The sequence below is a fragment of the Clostridium thermobutyricum DSM 4928 genome, from assembly GCF_002050515.1.
Taxonomy (GTDB): domain Bacteria; phylum Bacillota; class Clostridia; order Clostridiales; family Clostridiaceae; genus Clostridium; species Clostridium thermobutyricum.
Genome location: NZ_LTAY01000081.1, coordinates 125,312 through 136,366, shown reverse-complemented (window position 1 = coordinate 136,366; position 11,055 = coordinate 125,312). Strand labels below are relative to the sequence as shown.

General features: G+C 24.5%; 10 protein-coding genes. 8 read left to right on the top strand and 2 right to left on the bottom strand.

Going from position 1 to position 11,055, the window contains the following annotated elements; genetic code table 11:
• The coding region (locus CLTHE_RS14120; protein ID WP_143324087.1) for a DEAD/DEAH box helicase family protein at positions 1-2,252 on the bottom strand (2,252 nt) is incomplete at its 3' end.
• A 635-nt stretch (positions 2,253-2,887) separates the two neighbouring features.
• On the opposite strand from CLTHE_RS14120, the gene CLTHE_RS14115 reads away from it, so the two are divergent.
• From CLTHE_RS14115 to CLTHE_RS16810, 4 genes are all read left to right on the top strand, one after another.
• Positions 2,888-3,067: a hypothetical protein gene (locus CLTHE_RS14115; RefSeq protein ID WP_080024024.1), complete on the top strand. Its 180-nt coding sequence runs from the start codon at positions 2,888-2,890 to the stop codon at positions 3,065-3,067.
• 197 nt (positions 3,068-3,264) lie between these two features.
• Positions 3,265-4,044, top strand: a complete 780-nt coding sequence (locus tag CLTHE_RS14110; RefSeq protein ID WP_080024023.1) for a DUF2971 domain-containing protein — start codon at positions 3,265-3,267, stop codon at positions 4,042-4,044.
• 206 nt (positions 4,045-4,250) lie between these two features.
• Positions 4,251-4,676 carry a hypothetical protein gene (locus CLTHE_RS14105; RefSeq protein WP_080024022.1) on the top strand — a complete coding sequence of 142 codons (426 nt, stop codon included), beginning with the start codon at positions 4,251-4,253 and terminating at the stop codon, positions 4,674-4,676.
• A gap of 9 nt (positions 4,677-4,685) precedes the next feature.
• Positions 4,686-4,832 (top strand): hypothetical protein, encoded by a 147-nt coding sequence (locus CLTHE_RS16810; protein ID WP_158082747.1) that lies wholly within the window; start codon positions 4,686-4,688, stop codon positions 4,830-4,832.
• A 159-nt stretch (positions 4,833-4,991) separates the two neighbouring features.
• Here the strand turns inward: CLTHE_RS16810 and CLTHE_RS14100 are convergent, their stop codons facing one another.
• Complete coding sequence (locus CLTHE_RS14100) at positions 4,992-6,329, bottom strand: MFS transporter (RefSeq protein ID WP_080024021.1); 1,338 nt, start codon at positions 6,327-6,329, stop codon at positions 4,992-4,994.
• A 316-nt stretch (positions 6,330-6,645) separates the two neighbouring features.
• Here CLTHE_RS14100 and CLTHE_RS14095 point away from each other — a divergent pair, with 316 nt between their 5' ends.
• The 4 genes from CLTHE_RS14095 to licT all read left to right on the top strand — a co-directional run bounded on the left by CLTHE_RS14095 (position 6,646) and on the right by licT (position 10,956).
• Positions 6,646-7,530 carry a helix-turn-helix domain-containing protein gene (locus CLTHE_RS14095; protein WP_158082746.1) on the top strand — a complete coding sequence of 295 codons (885 nt, stop codon included), beginning with the start codon at positions 6,646-6,648 and terminating at the stop codon, positions 7,528-7,530.
• Positions 7,531-7,621: 91 nt separating this feature from the next.
• On the top strand, positions 7,622-8,524 hold the full coding sequence (locus CLTHE_RS14090) for an ROK family protein (RefSeq protein ID WP_242945655.1): 903 nt from the start codon (positions 7,622-7,624) through the stop codon (positions 8,522-8,524).
• Between the two features lie 42 nt (positions 8,525-8,566).
• Entirely contained in the window at positions 8,567-9,673 is a 1,107-nt protein-coding gene (locus tag CLTHE_RS14085) for an alpha/beta hydrolase (RefSeq protein WP_080024019.1), read from the top strand.
• 455 nt (positions 9,674-10,128) lie between these two features.
• Positions 10,129-10,956 carry a BglG family transcription antiterminator LicT gene (gene licT, locus CLTHE_RS14080; RefSeq protein ID WP_080024018.1) on the top strand — a complete coding sequence of 276 codons (828 nt, stop codon included), beginning with the start codon at positions 10,129-10,131 and terminating at the stop codon, positions 10,954-10,956.
• Positions 10,957-11,055 lie beyond the last annotated feature (99 nt).

Sequence of the window (11,055 nt, the reverse complement as noted above, 5' to 3'; positions counted from 1 at the left end):
ATATTATATTCTATAGTTAAAGTATTCTCTAGTTTTTCCATTAAATTTGTACAATTTTCTAATATATATTTAAGAACTAAAAGTTCATGAATTCTTTTTCCAGAAGCTAATTTTTTAGAAATAAATTCTATAAATAATTCTTTTTCAGAATCTAACTCAATAGCATATTCTTTTTCATATTTTTTTAGAAATTTATAGTAAGATCCAAGAGATTTATTATCAAAAAATCTTAAAGGATCAATAGCTTCATAAATATCAAAATCTAATAAACTAGGAATATGACCTATTTTTTTCTTTAGATTAAAATAATTTTCTTTTAATAAATTTATATTATTAAATTTAACTTTATCTATAGCTTCAAATATTTTCTTTTTTGATATTTCATCAAAATTTATAGTTGAACAACCTGGAATAGTTCTAGTACTTTCCATAACGTTTTTTCTAAGATTATCTTTATTAAAAGTTCTATCTCCAGATAAAGCTATAGGAATTAAGAAATTATTTTTATAATTTCCTATAAAATCTATTATCACAACATATTCTTTAGATTTATATTTTCTAAGACCTCTTCCTAATTGTTGAATGAATACAATTGAAGATTGAGTAGGTCTAAGCATTACAACTTGATTTACAGCAGGAATATCTACACCTTCATTAAAAATATCCACTGTAAATATATAATCTAAAGAATTTTCTAAAATATCACTTTCTAAACGCTCTATAGCTTTATCTCTTTCAATTTGAGAATTTTCTCCTGTTAGAGCAAGAGTGTTAAAGCCTCTAGTATTAAACATTTCAGATAGTAATTTAGCTTCTTCTTTATTACTACAGAAAATAAGTCCTTTAACTCTATCACCTGAATAGCCATAAAGTGTTATTTTATCTATTATATGCTTAACTCTATCTTCAGATGTTAAGGCATTTATATCAACATTATCCATTATTTCATTATTTTCATTTATAAAATCAGATACACCAAAATAGTGAAATGGACAAAGTAAATCTTCTTCAAGTGCTTGTTGTAATCTTATTTCATAAGCTATTTTATAATCAAACATTTTAAAAATATCAAAATCATCACTTCTTTCTGGAGTAGCTGTCATACCTAATAAAAATTTAGGAGCAAAATAATCAACTATTTTTCTATAGCTTATAGCTCCAGCTTTATGAACTTCGTCAATTACTATATAATCAAATTCATTTTTAGAAAAACTATTTAAAATATTATCTTTAGATAAAGTTTGAATAGTACAGAATATTAAATCTTTGTCAGTTTCTTTTTTTGTACCTGAAAGAATACCCATAGTTTTTGAATTTCCGAAAACATTTTTATAACTTTCTAATGCTTGTTTAGCTATTTGTTCTCTATGAACTACAAATAAAGCTTTTTTAGGATTATAGTTTCTAAGTTCAAAAGCAGAAAGATAAGTTTTTCCTGTGCCTGTAGCAGAAATAAGTAAGGCTTTATTTGCTCCTTCTTTTCTAAGTTTATTTAGATTTTGTATAGCAGAAATTTGCATTTTGTTAGGTGAAAGCTTGTACTGTTTTAAAGTTGGGACTTTTGTAGCTTTAGAATATTCACGTTGATTTTTATAAATATCCTCATAAGTTTTAATCCAGTCTAAAGTTAAATTTTCTGCATCATTCCATAGAGATTTAAATTCTTCTATAACATTATTAGTTAAGTAACCTTCTTCAAGAGAAGAAACTTTAATATTCCATTCTTTATTTTTAGTTAAAGCTGATTGCGTAAGATTTGAACTTCCAATTATAAGTTTATAATGATCTGAATGTTTAAAAATATATCCTTTAGTATGAAAATTTTCTTTTGTATATACTTTAAGCTCAATATTAGGGAAGTTTAAAAGTTTTTTTAAGGCTTTAGGTTCACTAAAGTTTAAATAATTAGTAGTTAGGATTTTGCCTTTTATATTTTTATTTTTTAAAGTATTAAGAGTTTCTAATAAAGGCGTAATCCCGCTACTTGTAATAAAAGCAACAGAGATATAAAATTCTTCACATTTATTAAGTTCTGAGACAATGTCACTCAATACTTTATTTCCTTTAGAATAATCATTAACTAAAAGTTTAGGGACATATGATAAATTAGAATTATTAAATCTATTTATAAAACCAGTATTATTGGCTTCAATAATTTCAGAATCGATAGAAATTTCTTCAATAATCTCTTTATTAGTTATAGTATCAGATAAATTTTTATCTATAGTTTTTATATCGGTCAACATTTTCATAGACATCTCCTTAAATTGTTATACTAAAGTGGTTAATTTTAGTATAACATGATAAATATAGATAAAAATAAATTATTATATAGATAAATAGAATGAGACATAAATAATATATTTATGGCAAGTAATAAATAAAAAATATAAATTATATTTAAAATTTTATCCAAAAATAATTTTTTTGCATATTTATTAAGTGAGAAAACCTTAAAATAAAAAATCTTTTAAACTCAATCCTATACTTTATAAAAATTATAAAAATAAGCTGTTTAGTATTAAAAAGCTTTTATTAAGCTTTAACTTAAATACTTAATGGCTTATTTTTGCTGCAATTAAAAATTTATTGGGAGGCGTTTTAAAAGATTTCTGGGGTATTATTTTAAGACGTACCATCTTGGTTATAGGAACGGACCAAATAATAATAATAAAACATAATAAATAAAAAAAATATATAAAAAAAAGAATTTTTTTTGAGATGGTAAAAATTTTTTATCCAAAATTGAAATTTGTGTATATCTATTAAGTGAGGGTTTAAAAGTTTTGTAAGTTTTAATTTTTGAATAACTTAGTTATGGTATAAAGTTTAGATCATATTAAATTAATATGTCTTTAAGTATATTTTTACTAAGCTTTAAGTTTATATGATTAATCATTCAAATAAAAATAATGAATTTAATGTTGGGAATGTAAATAGTCATTGTAATTTGGTTGATAATTATAATTTAATTTATTGTGGAATAAAGAAAGATGGCACAATAACTGCATATAGTGCTAATGAAGATAACTCTGGAAAACCAAGGTCTTTTATATTAAAAAAATAGATAAGGTTAAAGAGAACTTAGACTAAAATTAAGTCTAAGCTCTCTTTATTTAAAGTTATTTATAATCAAAATCTAATATTATTCTAAAGAGAATAATGTTGAATAAAAATATTAATTAAGAATATATTTTCATAAATATTGTATATATTTGGGAATTAAAATATAATAGAATATAGTGGGTTAAAGGGGGAATGAGATTGAATAAGCCAGAATATCTGTATCATTATACAAATATTGATACATTAGCATTAATATTAAAAAATAAAACTATAAGATTTAATTCATTAAGCAATATGGATGATTTAGAGGAAGTAAAATCAAATGATATGGGGAATATAGGGAAATATTGTTTTGTAAGCTGTTGGACTGAGGAAGAAGAAGAAAGTATTCCATTTTGGCATATATACACTAATAAAATGAGGGGAATAAGAATAAAACTTCCTTCAGATATGTTTAAAAAATATACTGTAAATAATATTGGTAGTTTAGGTAGTTTCAAAAGTTATTTTAAATATGAAGAGATATTATGTCCTAATTACACAATATCTCCAAGTTGGGTAGAAATATTAGAAAAAGTTGAATATACAGATGATAAAAGTTTGCTTTATCCAAATATATTAGAACTAGAAGTAGATAAATGCAATATAAAATTAGGTGAATTAGGAAAGCATAAAAGAAAAAATTGGAATTTTCAAAAAGAATGGAGATATATATTTAGAATATTACCAATATCATTAAGAGAGATGCAAGAAGAAAATCCTAATGTACATTTAAGAAAGCTATTAAAAGGAGAAGAATTGGGGATAGATTCCTATTTTTTAAATATTGATGATAAGGCGTTAGAAAAAATGGAAATAACTTTAGGTCCTAATACTACAGATGGGGATAAAATAATAGTTGAATCTTTAGTAAATACATATAATCCTCTAGCTAAAGTATATTCAAGTAATCTAAAAAAAATAATAAACATAAAATAAAATGATTTTAAATTAAAGGAATTAGAAATTTAAATTTTAAGTTTTTAATTCCTTTTTATTATATAATATTAAATTTTTTAGTTTAGAAGAGATAACATAAAATTAAAAGGAAATTTTGTATCTATTTTTATAATATGCTAAAATTTGAATATAAAGTTTTAAATTAGGAATTTAAATTAGATACCAGAGATAAAGAAGGGATATAGATGGATTTTTATTATGAAGATAGGTTTTTAATTTTTAAATTGAAGAGTAAATTGCATGAGAAAGTAATCTTGTATAATCGCAATTATAGAAAGCACATAAAAATTAGTCATCCTGATGTTAGTTTAAAGTATATAAGAGAAATATTAGATGATCCAGATTACGTATATAAACATTCAAAAAATAGTAAAACTTATTATTATGAAAAAAATTATAATAACATTACATATAGAGTGGTAATTTCAAAATATAAGAAACATGTTAAGTGTGTAATAACATGTTATAAAGTTGAATTAAATGATAGATTCACTAAAAAACATGCTTTATGTGTATATGATAAAGAAGTATATCTTAAAGAAAAAGAAATAGAAGAAGAGTTTGAAAATAATATTAGCTATTTTTATGAATTATTTAATATAGTGGAATAAATAGTTATAATGATAGTAGCGTTTAAAAAGATTAAATATATATTTAATAATGATAATTTAATTTATTGTGGAATAAAGAAAGATGGCACAATAACTGTATATAGTGCTAATGGAGATAATTATGAAAAACCAATACCTTTTATATTAAAAAAATAGATAAGGTTAAAGAGAACTTAGACTAAAATTAAGACTAAGCTATCTTTATTTAAAGTTATTTATAATCAAAATTTAACAGCATTTTAAAGAGGATAAAGTTGAATAAAAATATTATTTAGTTAAAAAAAGCATAGTATTATTACTATGCTTTTTTGTATTTTATGCAGATTTCTTTTCACTTGGAATAATTAAAAATATAGTAAACATTAAAGCTATAAATAAAAATCCTGTGCCAATTAACATTCCAATATTGTAAGTGTTATGTGAGAATAATCCTGTTATAGCTATAATAATTGAAAGGCCAACTGATCCTCCAATTTGATGTACAGTATTTACAATATCAGAAGCAGCACCAGCTTCTTCAGCTTCAGTATGTGCAATCCCAGCTATTGTAAGTGGGCTTAAGCTCAAACCTTGTCCAATACCAAGTAATACCATAGGAATAGCAATACCAATAAAATATCCTAAGTGTGAGCTAAAGAAACTTACTAATAACATACCAACTAAAGTAATTGAAAGTCCAATGGCTAAAAGACGTCCATTACCAAAACGTAAAGTTAATTTTGCAACTTTCATAGCTACAAAGAAGTTTACAATAGTTAAAGGGAAAAAGCCTATACCAGCCATTAATGGTGTAAAATGAAGTTCAGTTTGCATAATTTGTGGTGTTAAAAACCAAAAGCTTAACATTGCACCTAAAAATAAGAAACGAGCAACATAAGCACCCAAACGTTCACCATTTTTAAATAAATGAAGTGGCATCATTGGATTTTTACAAATATATTCTTGATAAATAAATATTGCTAATGAAATAACTGCAATAATAAAACTAATTAAACGATAGCTTTCACCATCTATACTGTATACAAGTGCTATCATACCAATTAAAGAAGTAATTGTACCTATATAGTCAATTGATCCTGTATTTGTTTCGCTTTTAGCTAAATATTTTTGTGAAAGTATTAGCATAATTATACTTATTGGTATATTTATAAAGAAGCCATAACGCCATGATAATAAACTTGCAAAGAAACCACCAATAACTAAACCAATGCTTGCACCAATTCCAGCAGTTGCACCATAATAAGAAACAGCTTTTGTACGAGCATGGCCTTTATAGTTATCCATTAATAATGCTAAAGATGTAGGAGCTAGAAATGATGATCCTATACCTTGGAAAGCACGAGATAAAATAATAAAAGTTGCACTTTGAGAAATGGAAACTAATAATGAACCTAATCCAAAAATAAATAAACCTATTTGGAAAATAAATTTACGCCCAAATATATCACCTGCACGACCACCAAATAATAGAAAACCACCAAAGGTTAAAGAATAAGCATTAGTTACCCAAGAAAGTTCTGTTTGATTTAAGTGTAAATTTTGTGAGATTTTTATAGTACCTGTGAAAATTATAGAATTATCTAATAATATCATGAAATAACTTAATAAAATAATAAGTAAAATAATATCAAAGCTTTTTTTATCTTTTGTCATCTTTTGTCCCTCCTGTTTTTGTACGAGAGATAGTATAAAACTTGGAGTTAACTATAAGTCAATAGAAAAATAAAAATTTTTTTATTTTCAAATAATAAAAATCTAAACTAATATACAAAATACAAGGTTAAGAGTTTACTAAATAAAATAAACAAGGTTTATATTAGTTTTTATAATTCTTACTAATATTAATAGAAATATTTATGTTTATTTTAACTTTTAATTTCTAATATTACTTTATAATGGTATTAAGTGGGCAATAAGTATAATTTTATAAAATAAAGATAATTTTAAGTCTATAAAAATGGAGATTATTATGAACAAAGCAGAATATGAAAAAATAAATTTAAATGAAAATATACCTGCATTTATATGGTGCGTTGATAAGGAAAACTATAGTATAGATGATTATTTATATATATCACCTCATTGGCATAGAAGTATGGAGTTAACTCTTGTTATTGAAGGTGAAATTAATGGAAGAATAAATGGCACGCCTATTTCTGTTAAAAAAAATGAATTTGTTTTTGTAAATAGTGGAGATGTACATGAGTTTGAAAAAAATAAAACTCAAATTAGTAGTGGAGTAATCATGATTATATCTTATGATTTTATAAAAAAAGTTTATCCTAATTTTGATAATGTAAGATTAGATATTAAAAAAGTAGGTTTAAAAAAGGACAGGCTAATTGAAATATTTTTAGATATAAAAGAATATTCTTTAAATCCAAAGGAATTAGATTATTTAAAGATAAACTCTTATTTATATGAAATTTTATATATTTTATTTTCTAATTGTATAAGTGAAGAAGTTACTATTCAAGATGAGAGATTTAAGTATAGGGAAAGGCAAAAGGAAATTTTAACTTATATAAATGAAAATTATAAAGAGGACTTGTCTTTAGATTATATGGCTAAAAAGTTTTATATGAGTAAAGAATATTTCTCTAGAAAATTTCATCAATGGTTTGGGGTTACATATAAAGTTTATTTAAGTAATTATAGACTCAATAAAGCTTATGAAAACATAATAAAAACTGATGAAAATATTAAAGATATTTCAGCTATTCATGGCTTTTCAAATGTAAAATCCTTTATAAATATTTTTAAAGAAAAGTATGGAATGACACCTAATAAATATAGGAAGGCTTTAAAAGAATTAAAAAATGACAGTAAAAAAGACAAAAAAGAACAACAATAATTAAATAAAAAATGATAACCTTTAACTAAGGGAAAAACGCATACTTATTTTTAAAGTGTGCGTTTAATTTTTATAATCAGGGAGGAGAGGAATGTTAATGAAGAAATTAGTTTTAGATATTGGTGGAACTTTGATAAAGTATGCTGTTATGGATAAAGAGGCTAAAATTTTTCAAAGGGGAGAATTTCCTACACCTTTAGATAGTATAGAAAGTTTAATGAAAAAAATAACTGAATTATACAATTCTCTTAAAGATGAGGTTAATGGTATTGCTATAAGTATGCCAGGAAATATTGATACAAAAACAGGACAAATTTATTCACCAGGAGCTTTAGACTATAATGCAAATGTTAATATAATAGATAAAATTCATGAGCATATAGATGTACCAGTTTCTGTTGAGAATGATGGGAAAAGTGCTGCATTAGCTGAAGTTTGGATTGGAAATCTAAAAAACTCTAAAGATGGAGTAGTTATGATTTTAGGAACTGGAATTGGTGGAGGAATAATAAAGGATAGAAAAATTCATAAAGGAAATCACTTTTTTGCTGGAGAGTTTTCTTTTTTAATGCAAGATACTAAAACTTTAGATTTTAATAATGCATTTGCACTTACAGGAAGTACTTCTGCACTTATAAATGAAGTTTCTAAGAAAAAGAATATAGATATTAAATCTTTAAATGGATATAAAGTTTTTTCAATGATTGAAGAAGGGGACTCTGATGTATTAGAAATATTTGAAAAGTTTACTACTAATATAGCAATGCAAATCTATAATCTTCAATGTATTTTGGACCCTGAAAAATTTTTAATTGGTGGAGGAATTTCAAAACAGCCAATTTTATTAGAAAAGATTAAAGAAAATTTAGAGAAAATATATGAGAAGATTCCATTTGATATTCCACATGCAGTAGTGGACACTTGTAAGTATTATAATGATTCTAATTTAATTGGAGCTTTGTATAATTATTATCTTCAATTTCCTGAAGATTAGATAATACTATTAGTTAAAATTTAAATAAAGGGGGATTTAGAAATGGCAAGAAAGTATTCAAAAGAATTATTAGACAAGCTTATTGCAAAACAAGAAAAGGTTATCATTAATGGAGCAGAGGTTTTAATTAAAAATTTACCTGATAGTGATGAAAAAGGAGGTATGGACCTTCGTCTTTATAATGATATGAAGCCTCAAATTGACATGATGGAAAAAATATATAAAGAAAATGGAAAATTTGAAGAAGAAGAGAAGTCAATTACTGAAATGAGAGCTTTATTTAATGGACTTAAGAGCCATCCAATGGTTGAAAAAAATATAGAAATCATTAATGAAAAAGTAAAGGCAAATGACGGATATGAAATTCCTATACGTATTTATAAATCTGAAACTTTAAAAGAAAATGCTCCAATTCTTTATTACATTCATGGAGGAGGCTTTTTTGCAGGTTCACCAAATGTTGTTGAAGAGTTAGTAAAGTTAATTGTTGAAAATACAGATATATTAGCTGTATCAGTAGATTATAGATTATGTCCAGAAAATCCATATCCAACAGGGCATGAAGATTGTTATTCTGTATTAAAATGGGTTTATGAAAATGCAGAAAAACTTGGAGGAGATAAAAATAATATTTTTGTTTCTGGTGATAGTGCTGGTGGAAACTTAGCTCAATATTGTACTACAAAAGATGTGGAAAATGGATTAGGAATGGTGAAGGGACAACTTTTACTTTATCCAACTTTAAATATGGCAAATGTTGAAGATGAGTTTTTTAAATGGAGCATAGATGAATATGAAATTTCAGATAAATATGAACTTGGAATAAAACTTATGCTAGAGTCATTTAGAGGATTATCAGATACTTTAGGAGCTGTCTTAGGAACTCAAGATATTAAAAATAAATATTTAAGTCCATACATTATGAATCCTAAAGGACTTCCACCAACTTTTATTACAGTTGGAGAACATGACTTTTTAAAGCCAGAATGTTTAGCTTATGCAAGTAAGCTTACTAAAGCAGGTATACAAACTGAAACAATATTATATAAAGGGTTTGGACATGCTTACGGAGATAATGTAGGAATTTATCCACAAAGTGAAGATTGTGCAATTGAAATGGGAAAATTTATTTTGAAATATAGTAAGTAAAAATAGAGTTAGAAATGTAAAAATAATAATAAAAAATACTATAAGTATTTTATATAAAAGAAATAATTTGAAGCTAAATAAAAATTTCATAATTCATTACAAAAGGTTTAAGGCTAGTATTAAGATTTAAAAAAGTTATTAAAACTTGAGAGTCTATACTATAAATAAATATAATATAGACTCTTTTATCTTAATAAAATTATTTGTATAAATATTTTTGGAAAAAATGTTAAAAAATTATTGACAAATATAAATGGACAAGTTATTATAATAGTGAGTTAACGTTTACAAATTTATATGCGATTGTTACTGATTCGATCAGGCGAGACCTTAAATAATGAAAAGAGATTTTATAAATTTCTTTTGATTACTTGAGGTTTTTTATTTTATATAGATATATTTTGAATTATAATTGGATAATCTTCTATATAGGAAATTTATAAGGGGGGGATATAATGATAATAAAAAAGATATTTAATAATAATGCTGTATTAGCGAAAGACTCATCTAATCGTGAAGTTGTAGCTATGGGATGTGGAATAGCATTTAAAAAAGGTGTTGGTCAGGAACTAGAAGAAAAAGAAGTAGAAAAAACTTTTATACTTAAAGAAAAAGAAGCTTCTGAAAGATTTAAATTATTATTAGAACATATTCCATCAGAACATATTTCAATTTGTTATGATATTGTTGAATATGCAAAAAATATACTTAAAGTTGAATTAAATGACTACATATATGTTACTCTTACAGACCATGTAAGTAATACAATAAAACTCTATAAAGAGGGAATAACAAGACCAAATGCACTAATTTGGGAAATTAAAAAGTTTTATCCTAAAGAATATAGTGTGGGACTTAAAGCTGTCCAAGCAATTAAAGATGAATTAGGAGTTGACCTATCAGAAGAAGAGGCAGGTAATATTGCTCTTCATTTAATAAATGCTCAAGTAAATAATTCATTTAACAATGTTTCGGATATAGCAAACCAAACAAAAATGATACAAGACATACTGAATATTGTTAAATATTCTTATGGAGTTGTATTAGATGAAAAGTCTTTAAGTTATGAAAGGTTTGTAACTCATTTAAGATTTTTCTTTAAGAGGCTAAAAAATAGAAAAGAAAATGAAGAAAAGAAAGAAGAGTTTTTATTAAAGCAAGTTAAAGAAAAATACAAAAAAGCATATGAATGTATGCTAAAAATAGAAAAATATTTAAATGAAAAATTAACTGAAGAAGAGCAATTATATTTAATACTTCACATACAACGTATTACTGATTAAGAATTTAATAAAAAAGGATTGTTACTGGTAAAGCAGGCGAGACCAAAGGAGATGGAATAAAATTTATATTCTATCTTTTTGGTCTCGCTTTTTTATATA

Coding starts and splice junctions, on each gene's coding strand:
- CLTHE_RS14115 (WP_080024024.1), top strand. CDS start 2,888: ATGATTAATCATTCAAATAAAAATAATGAATTTAATGTTGGGAATGTA.
- CLTHE_RS14105 (WP_080024022.1), top strand. CDS start 4,251: ATGGATTTTTATTATGAAGATAGGTTTTTAATTTTTAAATTGAAGAGT.
- CLTHE_RS16810 (WP_158082747.1), top strand. CDS start 4,686: ATGATAGTAGCGTTTAAAAAGATTAAATATATATTTAATAATGATAAT.
- CLTHE_RS14100 (WP_080024021.1), bottom strand. CDS start 6,329: ATGACAAAAGATAAAAAAAGCTTTGATATTATTTTACTTATTATTTTA.
- CLTHE_RS14095 (WP_158082746.1), top strand. CDS start 6,646: ATGAACAAAGCAGAATATGAAAAAATAAATTTAAATGAAAATATACCT.
- CLTHE_RS14090 (WP_242945655.1), top strand. CDS start 7,622: ATGTTAATGAAGAAATTAGTTTTAGATATTGGTGGAACTTTGATAAAG.
- CLTHE_RS14085 (WP_080024019.1), top strand. CDS start 8,567: ATGGCAAGAAAGTATTCAAAAGAATTATTAGACAAGCTTATTGCAAAA.
- licT (WP_080024018.1), top strand. CDS start 10,129: ATGATAATAAAAAAGATATTTAATAATAATGCTGTATTAGCGAAAGAC.